Raw genomic sequence first — 16770 nt, 5'->3', positions numbered from 1 at the left:
TTTTCTTACGCTTGGCATTGTCTCTCATTGTTCTCGTCCCAGCTTTTTTCCTCTCTCTTCAGAACTCAGTGACCTGCTCACCATAACGGTTACCCTTTAATTAGCTCGGCGTACCCGAGGATCAATCAGTGAGTAGGATAAATCAACTAAAAGATTGACGATTACATAAACAATGGCGCTAAAGAACACAACACCTTGAATGACAGGGATGTCTTTCGCCATAATCGCATCAGCTACAATCCGGCCTATTCCCTGTCTGGAAAATACAGTTTCAATGACAACTGTACCTGCCATAAGCTCCCCGATATTCAGACCAATAATCGTAATAGCAGGTATCAGTGCGTTCCTTAAGGCGTGACGATACATGACTGCCCGCTCTGAAAGACCTTTTGCCCTTAGAGTAACAATGAATTGCTCATTTATTACCTCCAACATGCTATTACGGACCATCCGAATAATTAACCCCGCACCTACAAAGCCGAGGGAAAGGGATGGGAGTACAAGCGTTTTCCAGCCATCCGACCCCATGGCAGGAAACCAGTTTAAAAAGTTAGAAAAAATAAGAATAAGTAAAATTCCCGACCAAAATGTCGGCATAGAAATCCCAAATAAACCGATTAACCGTACGACAATATCCATCCATTTATTCCGATAAATCGCTGAAAGGACGCCAAACGTAACACCTATCACAACAGATATGATTGCGCTTGTGAACGTTAAGGCGATTGTGGCAGGAAAATGTTCTAAAATTTTGGGAAGTACCTGGTCGCTATTAACGATTGATTGGCCAAAGTTCCCATGAAGAACTCCTATAAAATAGTTCAAGAATTGAATGTAAAAGGGTTGATCGAGCCCCAGCTCCTTGCGTAAATTTGCAATCATTTCAGGTGTTGCAGCAGAGGGATCAAGCATCGATAGCACTGGATCCCCCGGAAGCAAATAGATGATGCAAAAGACAAGGATTAAGGAGCCTATTATAGATACAAATGCAGTCACTATTTTTAAAAAGATCTTGTTCACTAAACCCACAATGTATCAGCTCCAATTCTTGTTATTGGTCAATTCTTACATCATTGAACACTGGATAGCCTAATGAATCAAAGGAAAGTCCTTTTACTGTTTTAGAGGCTGCTACGGTATATGGAAAAACATAAATCGGAATAATCCAGGCATCTTTGATAATGATTTGCTGGGCTTTTTTATAGATTTCTTCCCGTTTCCCCGAATTGGCTTCGATCGTTCCCTGCTCTAGTAATTTATCTAATTCTGGATTAGATGCACCTGTTAAACCTTTAAAAACAGCTTCCTCTTCTGGTGTACGACTATGGTAGATGGCACGAAGCGCATTTGGATCAGAATTTACTTGGCTGTTTCCATATAAATCGTAATCAGCATTTTTATAAATCACTGTGGCAATATCTTTTGTAATATTAATTTCTACTTTAATACCGACCTTTTTTAACTGCTGCTGGATGATAACAGCAATATCATTTCTTTTTTCGCGATTCGGTGATCCGTCCACATAGTTCAATGTAAATGGCTTTCCGTCCTTTACCCGTATGCCATCTGATCCTTTCTTGTAGCCTAATTCGTCAAGGATTTGATTGGCTTTTTTAATATTTGCTTTTGTGCTGCCTTCGAGAGATGGATCATAACCAAAAATACCAGGTGTTAATGGTGACCAAGCCCTATGATACGTTCCTAGGTACAATGTCTTGACGATCGAATCAACATCCACTGCGAGCTGTACCGCTTGACGAACTTTCACATCAGTCCAAGGCGCTTTTCTTTGATTGAAAAAGAGCGTATATGGTAATCCAATTGTATTTACTTTCAGTAATTGAGTTTTCGGATCATTTTTTAATGAAGCAATATTTTGTGGCGGTACTGTTTCAGCTGCAAGCACCTGACCGCTTTGAATACTGCCGATCCGTGTGGCCTCTTCTGGAACGATTTTAAAGGTGAGTTTATTTAAATTTGGTTTTCCTTTATTCTCAACGTTAGGTGGTCCCCAATTGTAGTCACTATTTTTCACAAGGTGAATGTCTGCATCTTCAGACCAACTAACAAATTTAAAAGGTCCAGTCCCGACCGGATGTTTGCCAAATTGATCACCATATCTTTTTGCGGCTGTTGGTGAGACAATCCCAAGTTGATTTTGGCTTAAGTTACTTAAGAATGCGGCAGATGGTGTGGCCAGATTAATCTTGATGGTATAATCATCGATGACTTCTGATGATACATATGGCTGGAGAAGTCCTGGTGCATTTCCTGATTTTGATTTTGGGTCGATAATCCGGTCATAACTATATTTCACAGCTTCGGCATTAAAAGGTGTTCCATCTTGGAATTTCACATCTTTACGAAGCTTGAATGTATAACTTTTTCCATCATCTGAAACGGTCCATTCTGTTGCCAGCCATGGTTGGATCGTGTTATCCTTCGCCTGAAAGACTAAGTTATCAAAGATATTTCTGAATACACGGCCTGCTACAGCTAACCCTGCCCTGTGCGGATCCAATGTATCAGGCGATGTAGCGAGAGCATAAGTTAATTCCCCGCCCTGTTTTGACTGCGATTTACTCCTTTCGCTTGCTTCAGCTGATTGATTGGTTGTATTTGCATCGTTTGCACAGCCTGACACTAGAAGTAACAATACCAATAGAATAGTAAATAATTTTGTCTGATGAACTAGTTTCATATCAAACGCCCCTTATCCCTTTTTTACTGTAGATTGTGCATAACGATTAGTCGGGAATGGGAGTCCCAGATTCCCTCGTAATGTGTCAGATTCATATTCTGTGCGGAACAATCCGCGTTCCCTTAGGATCGGTACTACGTCATCAATAAATCTTGTTAACGTGCTTGGGAGATTAAAGTGAATAATAAACCCATCTTCTCCAAACCCTTCGAACCACTCCTGAAGCAGGTCGGCTACTTTTTCTGGTGTTCCAATAAACGGTGTTCTTGGAGTTGCCGCTCTTAATGCAACCTGGCGAAGGGTTAAATTTTGTTCTTTCGCATCTTGTTTAATTCGGTCTGTTCCACTTTTAAAGCTGTTAGAACCCAAATCACCGATTTCTGGAAATGGTTTATCGAGTGGATACTAGGAAAAATCATGGTGTTCAAAAAATCTACCAAGATAGTTCAATGCCTGTTCAATTGATACTAAATTAGCAATCTCTTGATATTTCTGTTCGGCCTCTTCCTCCGTTTTTCCAACAATTGGCTCAATACCTGGCAGGATAAGAATATGATCTGGATTTCTGCCATAGTCAGCTGTTCTGCGTTTAACATCTTGGTAAAATTCTTGAGCATCCTCCAATGTTGCTTGACCAGTGAAGATGGCATCAGCATCTTTCGCAGCAAGGTTTTTCCCATCTTCAGAAGATCCTGCTTGGAAGATAATCGGCCGTCCTTGCTTGGATCTGCCACTATTTAACGGCCCTTGAACTGAGAAAAATTCTCCTTTATGATTTAATGAATGCAATTTTTCTGGATCAAAGAATACCCCTGTTTCTTTATCGCGAATAAAGGCGTCATCCTCCCAGGAATCCCATAATCCTTTGGCAACATCTAGATATTCAGATGCGATTCGGTATCTTTTTGGATGATTAGGATGCTCCTCGATCGTTTTACTAAAATTTAAGGCTGTTTTCTCTAATGGTGAAGTCACAACATTCCAGCCCGCCCGACCATGACTAATATGATCAAGCGAGGAAAATTGCCGTGCAACATTAAACGGTTCACTATAGGAAGTTGATACGGTGCCGGCAAGGCCAATCCGGGAAGTGACAGCCGCAATTGCCGATAAAATGGTCAGTGGCTCAAACCGATTCAAAAAGTGGGGCAATGATTTTTCGTTAATATGCAAGCCATCCGCAATAAAGACAAAATCAAATTTAGCCTGTTCAGATTTTTGGGCCTGCTCCTTATAAAAGTCGAAATTCACACTGGCATCTGTTAATACCTCAGGATGCCTCCAAGCCGCAATATTCCCGCCAACTCCATGAATAATCGTTCCTAGTTTTAATTGTCTTTTTTGGGACATCACAATTTCCATCCTTTCGATTTTCATAATTTTTATAATTCCTACCCGAATAGTTGGTTTTACAGGTTAAAAAAATAAGCAAACTCTGAATCCTTATCTAATTAGCGACTGAACATTTGTTATACCTAGCGGGCTTAATAACTGAAAGGATTGAAACCTCGCTGCTTCTAGTTCAATAGGTGTATGTATGATGAATTCATCGACCTGGTAGGTTTTTTGAAGTTGACTTAAAACTTCCGTGACATAACCCGGTGTTCCCGCAATGATGTCTGCTTCTTGTTCCGTGATTTCATATGGCTCCCCTGATTGCCTTCCAAAAACCTCTGCTTGGTCAATGGACTGTACCGTAACCGAACGTCCACTCTGGAGATGGACTTTGACTATTTTCCTGTCCCCAACTAATTGTTCTGCTTCTGTTTGAGTAGGCGCCGCAATAACAGCTAGTGAAACAATCAATCTTCCATTAGGGAATACTGCCCGATACTGATTGGCTGCACTCTCAAGTACCCGATCATCACTATTGATAAATTTAGCAAAAACAAATGATATTCCCAATTCAGCAGCAAGCCGAGCACTGGTTGCGCTAGCCCCAAGCAGGAATATTTCAGGTTTTTCCTGAGGAATTGGGGTTGCTTGGATTCCCGCAAGCGGATGTGCGCTATCAACCGAGTTTTCAATTAAGTCTACTAAAAAGGAGAGCCGATCTGAAATGTCTTTCCCATCATTGACTGTTCCATACTGTAAGGCTTTTGTTGACAGTGGAAGACCACCTGGTGCTTTCCCAATCCCCAGGTCAACTCTTCCAGGTGCAAGGTTCGATAAGACATGGAAGTTTTCAGCCACCTTATATGGACTGTAGTGCTGAATCATCACTCCACCTGAGCCAACTTTGATGGTCTTGGTTTGCGACAATAAATAGGATATTAATACTTCTGGCGATGATCCTGCTAATTTTTCTGCATTATGATGTTCTGATACCCAGAAACGTGTATAGCCCCATTCTTCTGCTTTTTGAGCTAGTAATACGGTTTGTTGCAATGCATGTGAAGCAGTAGTACCAGGGAATATTGGACTCTGATCCAGTATACTTAACCTGTAACTCATTTACGTTTCCTCCGTTTTATTCCGACTTTACTAATCAGATAAGTTGGTTTTAGTTTATTGCTGTTTATCCTATCATTGGAAATAAGGAACTGGCAATAGTTTCACTGATAGGAAATAATCAATTTTTGATTAAAAAATTCTATCATTACTGTTTTAAAATGAAACTAACCCTTATCCATGATAAAATCATTTAGCCTTTTGGTAAGACCACCATGACCAAAGCGAATAAATTTAGATGACTGCGGTTCATTTAACTGATCTTTAACAGAATCTAAGAATGCTAATAGCTGAATTCTGCGGGAATAGATATTAACGACCCCATATTCGTAAAACCATTGATCAATCGTATTGTATATCCCTCGATTCACCTTGAATTGCTGATTACACCAGTTAAAAAACTGTAGATCTGGCATATTAAGATAGTTACATGCTGCAAAGGAGTTTTGCTTTTTAGATTTTAACAATGGGCTTACATCATGTACATTTTGTGCTTTCATACTTTCTTGCCTCCCTTTTAACCAATAACCAAGAATACACACTTGAATAGTCGGATTTTAAATACTATTTTGCCACTATTCATCTAGAATACTGATTTGTTCTTTAATGAGATTAATCCTATCAGGGAAAAGATGGATCCCGCAATACGTTAGCTGATAGAAAAATTTTATCAATTCATCGGGAACTTTAATTTATAGCGAGATAACGGTGATTTTCAAATTCTTTAACGGACTCAAGGATATCTTCCCAGACCAGCGAATATGTGAATCCATTGTGTAAATGGGCTACAAAAATAGGCTGATTAATTTCTAGAATATGTGACACATCGATTTCAATAAGGTCTCCCCGCTGCAGCTCTTCCTTAATACTTAAGGATGGTAAAAATCCAATGCCATTTTTACTTAGAATAATAGATTTGGCTACCTCAAGATGGTCCACAAGAAACTCTATCTTTGGTTCAATATTGGCCTCTTCAAATAAATGATATACACGATTCCAGTCAAAAGCCCCACATTCAAAAAATACCATCGGTTCATTTGCTAATTGCTGAACAGAAATTTTCTCTTGAAATTGAAATGGGTGCCCGGGATGTACAACTAATTTAAGTGAATTGTCGAGAAACTCTTGCTTTTGAATCCCCCGATGAGAAACATCCTTCATGAAGGCGATATCTACCTGCTTCTGTAGCAATTTATCAAGCAGGACCTCATTTGGAGCTGAGATAAATTTAAACCGCAACTCTGGATGCGCTTTTTTTAAGAGAGGAAGGGCAAACGGCATAAAATACTGTGAGGTGATGAGATTCGCCCCAATGACCAGCTCCTCGGGATGGTCTTCCTTTTTTAGCAGCTTCTTCCCTTGTTGGTAAGTATGAATAATTTGTTCTGCATATGGGATAAACGCTTTTCCTTCCCCCGATAAGGTCAAGCTTCTTCCCTTCCGTAAAAATAAATCGATGCCAAGATCCTGTTCTAATGTTTTAATCCTTGCTGTAACAGTTGGCTGAGATAAAAAAAGTGCTTCCGCTGCTTTATGAATACTTTCCAAATGAACGACATACATAAACGCTTCAAGATGATCAATATTCAAAACAATTCCCCCTTTTTCACTTCCTATAGGTAATAAGAAGGACCTTGGCTTTTAAAGAAATAAAAAAGGCTCCTCTACGCATAATGCGTTTAGGAGCCTTTGGTTGACCAATCAGCTTAACTTTTTGAATTCTCTAAATTTTAACCTAATTAATCCCATAAGTAAAGTGGGAATAAGAAATATTTTATATAAAAAAATCTATTTCTTGTGTATTATTTGATAATTTAATATAATTATTGTTACCTATATAAAAAGTGAGTGTGTTTAAACACTCACTTTAGGGTAAATATTTCTTAAAGCAGGATGTTAATTAGAACGTTCAGCAAGCCATTCTCCAATGGTTGGGTAGGTAATCTTGGAAGCTTGCGAGCCAAATGTAATCGAGGTATGACCTACTGGCAGGTTTTTGTATTGTTTATCTTTACTAGAAATCGCGTCCATCAATGCTTCTACCATATGCGGCTGAGCAATTAGATCGTTTTGACCTGATAAATTCAATACATTAGCAGTGATATTTTTCAGATCAACCTTGCGGCCGCGAACGACCAGTTCCCCTTTAATCAGCTTGTTTTTCTGATAAAAGTCCCGAATCCATTGACGATAAGATTCTCCTGGGAATGGAATTCCGTCGTTTAACCATTTTTGGAGAAGTTTAAAGCTTTTTACAAAATTGTCATTTTCGACACGGTCAACTAGACTTACAAATGGTCCATAGAAGTTACCCATCGGCTTACTTAACTTGTTTCCAAAGTCAATCATTTCAGGAGGAATCACACCAAGGGTATCTACTACTTTATCAATATTAAAGTATTTTTCATTTAGCATGGCGCCATATGATCCTGTATCCGCAAAATCAAACGGACTTGTCATAAAGATCAAATTGCGGATTGGTAATTCTGGATAAAGTGCTGCAAAAATGGATGTCATCGTACCGCCCATGCAATAACCAAGAATGGAAATTTCATCAACATTCGAAGTCTTTAAAACCTTTTTTACCGCCCGAGGGATATAGTCAATAATAAAATCATCTAGTTTCATATTTCGATCTTCATAACCAGGAGTACCCCAATCAAGAAGATAAACATCAAACCCATTATTTACTAGATATTCTATTAAACTTCCACCCTTAGTCAGATCTAAAACGTATGGTTTATTGATTAATGCATACACCAACAATAATGGAATTTTATGCTTTTTTGGTTGTTCCGAAATATAACGATAAAGTTTCGTTTTATTTTTAGTCCAAACCACCTCTTTTGGAGTTGGTCCGACCTCTGGCTGAGGATCAACAGTTAACACTTGGGTTGCCTTCATCACACGTTTCATTTGCTTACCATACTCTTCAGGGAGTGCGTCTAGAAACATGTCCCAATCTTTTTCCGCAAGTACGCTCACGAAAGTTCACTCCTTCCACTTCTTAATTATTATTTACTATATACATAGATTTCTGCCTTCATGACAATTACATGTAAAGTCCGCCATTAATATTAAGCTGCTGACCAGTAATATAAGCTCCATCACTACATAGGAAAGCAACGCCACGAGCTACTTCTTCCGGTTTTCCTAGACGTTTTTGCGGAACCTTTTCTACAATTCCAGCAAGAACTTTCTCAGGGATTGCTTGGACCATTTCCGTTCCGATAAATCCTGGGCAAATCGCATTAACGGTTACATTTGTTTTCGCAAGCTCAAGGGCAAGAGATTTTGTGTATCCAATAAGTCCGGCTTTTGCTGCTGCATAGTTAGTTTGACCAAAGCCGCCAGCTTGTCCAATGATGGAAGAAATATTGATAATACGGCCTGCATCCGATTCAAGCAGATAAGGAAGTGCAGCAGATGTTGTGTTATAAACACTGTTTAGGTTAACATCAATTACTTTTCTCCAATCCTCTGAGCTTAGCTTTTTAAATGTGCTATCTCTTGTAATTCCTGCGTTATTAACCAAGATATCTACTTTTCCGAAATGCTCGATGGCCTCTTGAACAAGATGGGCAGCTTCATCAGTATTGGAAACATCTGCACGAACTGCATAAGCTTCTGCACCGATTTCATTTATATCGGCAACCATTTTTTCTGCTAATTCTTCACGAGAAACATAATTTAGAACAATTTTTACACCCTGTCTTGCAAGTTCCATAGAAATCGCTGCACCAATGCCTCTGCTGCCGCCTGTTACAATAGCTACTTTACCAGTTAAATTTGTCATGTTTTTATCCCCCATTAGTTGTTAGTATGTAGTTATTCTTAAGCTTTTAAAGCGGATAGAATTTGATTAAGTTTCTTATCTAAATTCTTCATTTCGGATTTCAATTCAGCTATTTCACTTTTTAATGGCACTTGATTATCTGTGCTCTCGAGTTTATCCTCAAGCAATTCTTCTATGCTATCAACCTTAGCATCGACATTAACAATTTGAGCAGATAAGTTAGCAAGATCCTTACGGGATGGCAGGTTGCTCAGTTCTAGATACTTTTCTGTTGACTCGTCAATAAATTTTTTTAATTGTAGATTCATGTCCAAAAGTTGGCCAATACCCTGGGAAGGAAAGGATTCCATGATTTTTTCATCGTATAAATTACTAGTTTGGTTATATAGATCCTTCCAAGCTTCAAAAACATTAAAATTTGTCGTCAATTTTATTCCTCCTTAAACTTTTTATCGACATTTTAATCATACTAACATCCTTCAAACAATTAAAGAACAAACATTAAAAATAATCAAAAAATATTATTGCATTTTACGACAAATTTCTAACCTCTATGTAGATTACATATATAGAATTTTTTCTAACCTAAACAAACCCAATAACGGCAATGGTTTAAGCGTTTTCAAAACGGAGGATATTTTTTCCTTAGTTCTATTTTTGTTATGAATTGAATAATATTTTTAGCAAATCGCAATTGCTTTTAAGAGGATAATTCCTTATTTGAAGCTGCTGGATCCAGCGTTCTTTCAACACGAATCGACAAATTTATTTTCTTTGCTGTTATTTTGTTCACAATTTAGACAAATTTCAGACTGATTGGTTTCTCTTCGTGAATTCTGGTGTATGGATGAATTTAAAAAAAGAGGTGGTAAGTTTGAAGTTTAATGAAAGCGTTGTTTTGATTACCGGCGGAGCACAAGGAATTGGAAAAGAAACAGCAAAAAAATTTCTACAAGAAGGAGCGTTTGTTGTTATATGTGATTATGATGAAGCAGCTGGAAGAAAAGCATTGGAAGATTTGAATGATGAAAAAGCTGAATTCTTCCAAGTCAATGTAACGGACAGCTCCCAAATCAAAGGAATGGTTCAATCTATTATCCAAAAGCATGGTAAAATTGATGTCCTGATCAACAATGCCGGGATTACCCTTGATGGCTTTCTTACTAAGATGGACGAATCAGATTGGGAGAAAGTGATTTCTGTTAACTTGTCAGGTGTATTTAAATGTACCAAGGCAGTCGCTCCTATTATGCTAAAACAAGGCTCTGGCGTGATCCTGAATGCTTCTTCCGTTGTTGGAGTATATGGAAATATTGGCCAAACTAATTATGCTGCAACAAAGGCTGGGGTAATCGGGTTAACCAAAAGCTGGGGGAAGGAATTTGGACCGAAAGGAATTAGAGTGAATGCCGTTGCACCTGGCTTCATTGAAACAGGAATGACTGCAGCAGTTCCAGAAAAGGTTCTTAATTATATGAAAGATAAAACACCACTTAAAAAACTTGGTCAACCAGAAGATATTGCAGCTGCGTACCTGTTCTTAGCTTCAGATGACGCCAAGTATATTAATGGAACGGTTTTAAGTGTAGATGGCGGTTTAGTTATTTAGAATGAGTCCGATAACTTAGCTGAGATTTGTATAGAAAAGAAATAAGATACAAGGGAAAAACCTCCATGTTTTTCCCTTCTTTTTTTAGCAACAAACAAGGAAAAACACTTTTACTATTGTAACAAACTGATTTGGCTGATTTACTAGAATTTTGTCTTGTAAACAGGACAGTTGACTACTCATCCAAAAATTTATTTCTACAACAACCGCTAAATTATTTGAAATTTCAACAAAATTCGCTCTATTTATTTTGTTCGATTTATCTCTTCTTATTTTGGTTCTTTTTTGAGTAGAGAATTATCCTATTCTCCCACTCCCAACTGAAATTACCTCCCAAAAGACATTCCTCTCAATCGAGTAAATTTACTGCCATCCAATTAATCATATAAAAAATCAAGCTACTAAATTTGTCGAAGAATTACTTAGAAAACTAGCTACTAGATGTAGTATCATATGGGAGAAATTATACATAGGAGTATAATAAATTCGTTATGGGAGTGATTCAGATGGCAGTAAATGAAGTTGTTATTGTAAGTGCTGTTAGAACACCAATTGGAAGTTTTCTAGGAAGTTTACAAAATGTTTCGGTTAAAGAACTTGGGACCACAGTGATAAAAGCGGCTATTGAACGAGCAGGAATATCTCCTGCTAATGTTGATCAAGTTATTATGGGAAACGTGTTACAATCCGGCGCGGGCCAAAACCCTGCTAGACAAGCTTCCCTTGCAGCGGGAGTACCACAGGAATCACCTGCCATGACGATTAACATGGTTTGTGGTTCTGGCTTAAGAGCGGTTCACTTGGCAACACAAGCCATTCTTTCCGGCGAAGCTGAAGTGGTCGTAGCTGGAGGTATGGAAAATATGAGTCAAGCCCCCTATTTATTAAAAGGCGGCCGGAACGGATTTAAAATGGGAGACCAAAAAATTCTCGACAGCATGATTTCTGACGGTTTATGGTGCGCCGAAAATGATTATCACATGGGTGTAACAGCTGAGAATCTCGCTGAAAAATATGAAATTACCCGCGTGGAGCAAGATGAATTTTCTGCCTGGAGTCAACAAAAGGCCCAAGCTGCAATTGAATCCAATCGATTCGCAGATGAAATTGTTCCTGTTGAAATCCCAGGTCGCAAAGGCCAAGTAAGCGTCTTTAGCCAGGATGAGTTCCCTAAGTTTGGAACAACTGCAGCCGGGCTAGAAAAACTTCGCCCAGCCTTTAAAAAGGATGGAACGGTTACAGCCGCAAGTGCTTCAGGAATTAATGATGGTGCTGCTGCATTAGTGGTTATGAGCCGGAAAAAGGCCGAGGAACTGCAGCTTAAACCATTAGTCGTTATTAAAGCGAATGCGGTTGCTGGGGTTGATCCAAGTATTATGGGAATTGGTCCAGTCCCAGCAGTAAATAAAGCTCTCCAAACAGCTTCTTTATCATTAGAAGAGGTGGATTTAATTGAGGCAAATGAAGCATTTGCTGCCCAAGCAATCGCAGTAGATCGGGAATTGCATTTTAATAAGGAAAAATTAAACGTAAATGGCGGTGCGATTGCCCTAGGTCACCCAATTGGGGCCAGCGGAGCAAGAATTTTGGTTTCTTTAATTCATGAGATGAAGAAACGTGAGAATCGTTTTGGTTTAGCTACCTTGTGCGTCGGTGGAGGCCAAGGTGTCGCAACAATTGTGGAGAACATTTAAACTCCATAAAATCTTAAGAAGGACAACAGAACAATCCTCTTCTGAATTATTATAAGATTCAAAATAAATTCACGATTCGATTATTCGTCGTGCATGATTGGTCTTATAATTGGCTTAAAGGGAAAAAGAAATCTTCTTCTCTTCCCTTAATTATTCAGAAGGGAGGTCCTGATCATGTCATTTGCTGATTATAACGATATTTTCCGAATTTGTACTAACTATAATGGTGGTGGGCATTCGTTGGGTATCGGTAAATTAGGAATGGATATGAAACCTAGTTCTTCAGTTGATGATTTACAATCGGCACATTTTAACCGTTGGTGGGAACTTGTTGAAAAAGAAATTCAACAAGAAAAAAGAGAAACAGTCCTTATCTAGCTATTTTTGAGAATAACAGGTAAATGGAAGTCAGCATTTTATTCAAGTTAATTAGGCATCCCTTGATGATTCTCTTATAAAGAATGCAAGGGATGTTCATTTATCCGTCCTAATTTTACTTATTAACCTACGATCTCTTGAAACAAATAGGTTCTCCTATAAAAAACCAATCTCTAGTGGTTTAATTTTCTTTACTCGCGGCCACATTCTCATTTTAACAAGAAGTATTAGGAGGGATTAATTTGAAATTTAATGAATCTAACATTAATAATGACTTTAATAAAATGCTCAATACTGATCAAATTCGGTCAGAAAACCTTACTCCAGAAGATCTCTTTAAAGAATACAAACGATTCTATGAAACTGAAAGCTTCCTGGAAGCATTCGATCTTCTTGCTCAAATGCTCCATAAAGGATTTCCAGCTGCAGAGTTTGAAATGGGGAAACATCATTATTTTGGAAGTGACCAGTTAGGTATTACTAAAGACTACCTAAGGGCATTTGAGTATTTTTCTGATGCTGCTGTTCTAGGGCATACAGGTGCTCTTTATTATCAAGGGATGATGTATCTTAAAGGCTTAGGGGTTGCCCTGGATATTAATCAGGCTTTACAGTCCCTAAATACGGCTGCAACCCAGGGGGAAATTGAGGCATTAAATGCATTAGGTAAAATCTATCAGTTCGGCTATTCTGATATTTTACCAGATTATAAAAAAGCAGAAAGCTACTATAAGCATGCCATTCGTTTAGGGTCTCCACCATCTATGTTAAATCTCGCCGTATTGCTTGAAAATCAGTTAAGGTTTGAAGAAGCTTATGAATTAATCATTGAATCAGCAAAGCATGGGTATATGGGGGCCATACAGTATGGCTTGAGTACATACAAATAATGTATTCTCTCCGTATTATTTTTATATTTTAGAATACTATTTTACATTTTAAGTAGGTTGTAGAAACTATCGTACTATTGTTTTATTACACACGAAAAATGCCCCCAAACTGGGGGCATTTCCATTTAGTTTGAATTACTCGGTATCTGGCACCTACTAGCGGCAATCATTTTGATCATGCCTTCAACAAGGAGTGGAACCTCTTCAAAGGCATTTTTCATGTGTAGTCGCTCCGTGCGTTTATGGGCATCTTTTCCAAACGGACCGATATTTAAGACAGGAGCTTGGAGTTGGACCATTGCATCGAAAGGAATGGTATAGCTGCTCCCCCACACAGGCGTATTTGTTTTAAAGGCAGTCCAGCCTTTTCCTTCATCTTGATAGTTTAGATAACTTAAGTCGCTGATTCCATTGAAATAATGTACTTGTTTGACAGGTAAAGCAAATTTCTTCCATCCTTCTTCCCTAACATATTGAACACACTTTTTCACAAGATGGTCGTGAGAAGAATTGACTGCTGGATAAAATGGCGGTGCATAAATTAACACGATCGCCGGAGCAAGTTCTTGGCACTCAATCATTAGACTGTCGGCAATTCTTAAAGATTTTTCACGGTCATCCCAATTGGAATTAGCTTGAACCTCGTCCTTCACTTTTTCGACTAGTTCCAGACCAAATTTTCGAATCGCATGCATTTGTAAATCTTCAAAACGCAAAACCCGGACTTCACCAATTGGTGTGGCGGATTGCTTAAGACAAACCTCTTTATAAGATTGATTGCAAGCTCTCGCAGCATCTTGAGCAATTTTTTCAAATATCTCCATAATTTCTTCTGCAGTCCGTTTCATTAAAAAAACGTTATACAAGGCTGCTGATCGATATGGAGTTTGAACGGAGTATTCCAATCGTAAATCCTTTTGCTGAAGTGTTACGGGGAGCGGTGTGGTTTCTCCCATCACATTTTCCTGCAGGTTCATATTCCACTCCATCCGCTGTGTTAAAAATGAGGCAATATAGGGTGCGGTAATACCGCTAAGCGGTTCACCTACATGGGTTTCTTTCCCATAAAAAAGTGCGGAAGGCATAATTTTTCCGATGGAACCAGAATAAACATAAAAACTTCTGTCCCCAGGTTCTTGAGTAAAGACAGGCTCTCCATTTAAGAATAACTTATAGTCGAGTTGATGTTCTTCTTTTAGTTCTAATAGTTTGGTCACAGCCGCTCGCATGCCTGATGAATTAACCTCCTCATCAGGAACGGTAAGTAACAAGAGATTAATCGGCCATTTTTCAACCGCTGCTTTTTCTAGTAACCCCATGTGCATCGCGAGGCCCATTTTCATGTCCATGGTCCCGCGGCCAAATAAATATTGCCCCGATAAAAGATCAACCTGTGCGTCTCCGTTTAATTCATCCATTCTATCGAAAAGGAATTTTGTCAAAGTTTCAGGTTGATAGGCAAATGGCTCAAGGTCTCCATATTCTTCCGTGTTTACTGTATCAAAATGACTTATTAAGACAATTGTGTCCTTTACTTCCTTATGACTATATAATGCGGTTAAAAAACGACGACCCAAATCAACTTCATTCAGTTTCAGGTTAAGTGGATTGTCGCGAAAATATTGGAGTTCTTTCAACTTCCCCAGAACCTTACCGGGAAATTCACGTTCACCCTCCGTTAAGGTCATACTATGCCAACTCACTAGTTCACACAACAATCCTCTTAATGCTTCCGGTGTTCCCCACCTAAGCTGCTCCATGTTCGTTACTCCTTTGAAATTAATTCGCAAAATAATAATTACTATAGTAATAGTTAAACTTAATGTTTTTGTGAAAAATCACTGTCCACCTGTGATGGACTTTGTACATTTGTGGTGCCTGACACTCTATTTTTGAAATAGAAGGATAGGTAGCAAATCAGCAGGAATCCTAATCCGATGAGGAGTCCTATTAATTGGGTTGGATCAAATGCTAAGAATATTAAGATTGAAACACAACATACAATGCAAATGAGGGGGATTAACGGGTAGAAGGGAACTCTATACTGTAAGTCCTCTAATTTCCCACCCTGCTGCAGGTATTTACGGCGAAACATGAATTGAGAGAGGGCAATCCCGATCCATGAGATAGTTACCGATATTCCTGCAATGGACATCAATAATACAAAAACTGTATCAGCAGCAAGCACGCTAGTTAACAAAGATAGTAATGAAAAAATCATGGTAAAGACGAGGGCTGTAAACGGGACCTTTCGTTTGGATAATTTACCAAACACTTTTGGGGCCATCCCATCATGGGACATCGCCCACAGGAGTCTAGTGGATGCATAGATACATGAATTCCCAACTGATAAAATGGCTGTCAGGATCACAAAGTTCATGATATCTGGTGCAAAAGGAATTCCAGCCAGGTCCATTAAGGTCACGAATGGGCTTTCCAATAATCCAAGCTCCTTCGTTGGAAAAATGGCCGATAAGATAATAATGGAGGCAAGATAAAAGACAATAATTCTAAACAACACGTTGCGAATGGCACGAGGTATATTCTTTTGAGGTTCTTCGCTCTCACCCGCTGCAATGCCAATCAATTCAGATCCTTGATACGAAAAGATCACATTCATCATCGTTACAAACAGAATGGCAATCCCAGCCGGGAATAAACTAGTTGGGGCCAAATTTTGCAATAAAGGAGCTGGCCGATCCTCTAAAGGAATAATGCCAATTATTGCCCCAACACCAATGATAATAAAAAAGATCACGGCTACCACTTTAATTCCCGAAAACCAATATTCAGCTTCAGCGAATCCTCTTGTTGTTAAGGCATTTAATAAAAACAACAGGAGAATAAATACAGCACACCAAACCCAAACAGATACATCCGGAAACCATCGCTTCATAATGATTCCGGCTGCGGTGAATTCTACCCCTGCCGTAGTCGCAGACCCAATAAAATACATCCAACCCAGCGAAAAGCCCGCCGATGGATTAATAAATTTACTGGCATACGTTTGAAAGGAACCGGTAACAGGCATATAGACAGCAAGCTCCCCTAAACAGACCATAACAAGATACAAAATGATGCCGCCGAAAATATACCCAATTAAGGCACCGCCTGCTCCTGCTTGATTAATCGTATAACCAGCATTCAAAAACAACCCCGTTCCGATGACTCCCCCTAATGAAAGCATAAACAAATGACGGCGTTTCATTGACCGATTTAATTGTTCCTGCTGAACCCCTTGATTACCCATC

At 38.9% G+C, this 16770-nt stretch carries 14 protein-coding genes and 1 pseudogene; 4 read left to right on the top strand and 11 right to left on the bottom strand.

The window, feature by feature from the left end:
* Window positions 1–96 precede the first annotated feature (96 nt).
* The 9 genes and pseudogenes from L1999_RS10725 to L1999_RS10685 form a co-directional block, all read right to left on the bottom strand.
* Window positions 97–1029 (bottom strand): ABC transporter permease, encoded by a 933-nt coding sequence (locus L1999_RS10725; protein WP_430540010.1) that lies wholly within the window; start codon window positions 1027–1029, stop codon window positions 97–99.
* A 22-nt stretch (window positions 1030–1051) separates the two neighbouring features.
* Window positions 1052–2701 carry an ABC transporter substrate-binding protein gene (locus L1999_RS10720; protein WP_235743529.1) on the bottom strand — a complete coding sequence of 550 codons (1650 nt, stop codon included), beginning with the start codon at window positions 2699–2701 and terminating at the stop codon, window positions 1052–1054.
* A 12-nt stretch (window positions 2702–2713) separates the two neighbouring features.
* Window positions 2714–4051, bottom strand: a pseudogene (locus L1999_RS10715) (LLM class flavin-dependent oxidoreductase).
* 93 nt (window positions 4052–4144) lie between these two features.
* Window positions 4145–5155, bottom strand: coding sequence for an LLM class flavin-dependent oxidoreductase (locus tag L1999_RS10710; protein ID WP_235743528.1), 1011 nt, complete (start codon window positions 5153–5155; stop codon window positions 4145–4147).
* 164 nt (window positions 5156–5319) lie between these two features.
* The gene (locus tag L1999_RS10705; protein ID WP_235743527.1) at window positions 5320–5652 is read right to left on the bottom strand and encodes a hypothetical protein; all 333 of its coding nucleotides are present in this window, start codon (window positions 5650–5652) and stop codon (window positions 5320–5322) included.
* Between the two features lie 187 nt (window positions 5653–5839).
* Window positions 5840–6742: a LysR family transcriptional regulator gene (locus L1999_RS10700; protein WP_235743526.1), complete on the bottom strand. Its 903-nt coding sequence runs from the start codon at window positions 6740–6742 to the stop codon at window positions 5840–5842.
* 306 nt (window positions 6743–7048) lie between these two features.
* The gene (gene phaC, locus L1999_RS10695) at window positions 7049–8107 is read right to left on the bottom strand and encodes a class III poly(R)-hydroxyalkanoic acid synthase subunit PhaC (protein WP_235744312.1); all 1059 of its coding nucleotides are present in this window, start codon (window positions 8105–8107) and stop codon (window positions 7049–7051) included.
* A 97-nt stretch (window positions 8108–8204) separates the two neighbouring features.
* Window positions 8205–8948 (bottom strand): acetoacetyl-CoA reductase, encoded by a 744-nt coding sequence (phbB, locus tag L1999_RS10690; protein ID WP_215041113.1) that lies wholly within the window; start codon window positions 8946–8948, stop codon window positions 8205–8207.
* Between the two features lie 38 nt (window positions 8949–8986).
* Window positions 8987–9376 (bottom strand): polyhydroxyalkanoic acid synthase subunit PhaR, encoded by a 390-nt coding sequence (locus L1999_RS10685; RefSeq protein WP_235743525.1) that lies wholly within the window; start codon window positions 9374–9376, stop codon window positions 8987–8989.
* A gap of 446 nt (window positions 9377–9822) precedes the next feature.
* Here L1999_RS10685 and fabG point away from each other — a divergent pair, with 446 nt between their 5' ends.
* The 4 genes from fabG to L1999_RS10665 all read left to right on the top strand — a co-directional run bounded on the left by fabG (window position 9823) and on the right by L1999_RS10665 (window position 13519).
* Window positions 9823–10557, top strand: a complete 735-nt coding sequence (fabG, locus tag L1999_RS10680; protein ID WP_235743524.1) for a 3-oxoacyl-[acyl-carrier-protein] reductase — start codon at window positions 9823–9825, stop codon at window positions 10555–10557.
* 506 nt (window positions 10558–11063) lie between these two features.
* A complete protein-coding gene (locus L1999_RS10675) occupies window positions 11064–12251 on the top strand; it encodes an acetyl-CoA C-acetyltransferase (protein WP_235743523.1) in 1188 nt (395 codons plus the stop codon).
* 174 nt (window positions 12252–12425) lie between these two features.
* Window positions 12426–12629 carry a hypothetical protein gene (locus L1999_RS10670; protein WP_235743522.1) on the top strand — a complete coding sequence of 68 codons (204 nt, stop codon included), beginning with the start codon at window positions 12426–12428 and terminating at the stop codon, window positions 12627–12629.
* Between the two features lie 242 nt (window positions 12630–12871).
* Window positions 12872–13519, top strand: a complete 648-nt coding sequence (locus tag L1999_RS10665; protein ID WP_235743521.1) for a tetratricopeptide repeat protein — start codon at window positions 12872–12874, stop codon at window positions 13517–13519.
* A 125-nt stretch (window positions 13520–13644) separates the two neighbouring features.
* Here the strand turns inward: L1999_RS10665 and L1999_RS10660 are convergent, their stop codons facing one another.
* Both L1999_RS10660 and L1999_RS10655 read right to left on the bottom strand, forming a co-directional pair.
* Entirely contained in the window at window positions 13645–15279 is a 1635-nt protein-coding gene (locus L1999_RS10660) for a M20/M25/M40 family metallo-hydrolase (protein ID WP_235743520.1), read from the bottom strand.
* A gap of 59 nt (window positions 15280–15338) precedes the next feature.
* Entirely contained in the window at window positions 15339–16769 is a 1431-nt protein-coding gene (locus L1999_RS10655) for an amino acid permease (protein ID WP_235743519.1), read from the bottom strand.
* Between the last annotated feature and the right edge of the window lies 1 nt (window position 16770).

Origin of the sequence: Neobacillus drentensis, assembly GCF_021560175.1 — a bacterium.
In the GTDB taxonomy this organism is placed as follows: Bacteria; Bacillota; Bacilli; order Bacillales; family Cytobacillaceae; genus Neobacillus; species Neobacillus drentensis_A.
Note: the sequence above shows the minus strand (reverse complement) of the source record. Positions and strands in the feature narration are given on the sequence as shown.

Excerpts from the sequence above, each read along its gene's own strand:
- L1999_RS10720 (WP_235743529.1), bottom strand. The coding sequence starts at position 2,701 with ATGAAACTAGTTCATCAGACAAAATTATTTACTATTCTATTGGTATTG.
- L1999_RS10710 (WP_235743528.1), bottom strand. The coding sequence starts at position 5,155 with ATGAGTTACAGGTTAAGTATACTGGATCAGAGTCCAATATTCCCTGGT.
- L1999_RS10705 (WP_235743527.1), bottom strand. The coding sequence starts at position 5,652 with ATGAAAGCACAAAATGTACATGATGTAAGCCCATTGTTAAAATCTAAA.
- phaC (WP_235744312.1), bottom strand. The coding sequence starts at position 8,107 with ATGTTTCTAGACGCACTCCCTGAAGAGTATGGTAAGCAAATGAAACGT.
- phbB (WP_215041113.1), bottom strand. The coding sequence starts at position 8,948 with ATGACAAATTTAACTGGTAAAGTAGCTATTGTAACAGGCGGCAGCAGA.
- L1999_RS10675 (WP_235743523.1), top strand. The coding sequence starts at position 11,064 with ATGGCAGTAAATGAAGTTGTTATTGTAAGTGCTGTTAGAACACCAATT.
- L1999_RS10670 (WP_235743522.1), top strand. The coding sequence starts at position 12,426 with ATGTCATTTGCTGATTATAACGATATTTTCCGAATTTGTACTAACTAT.
- L1999_RS10660 (WP_235743520.1), bottom strand. The coding sequence starts at position 15,279 with ATGGAGCAGCTTAGGTGGGGAACACCGGAAGCATTAAGAGGATTGTTG.
- L1999_RS10655 (WP_235743519.1), bottom strand. The coding sequence starts at position 16,769 with ATGGGTAATCAAGGGGTTCAGCAGGAACAATTAAATCGGTCAATGAAA.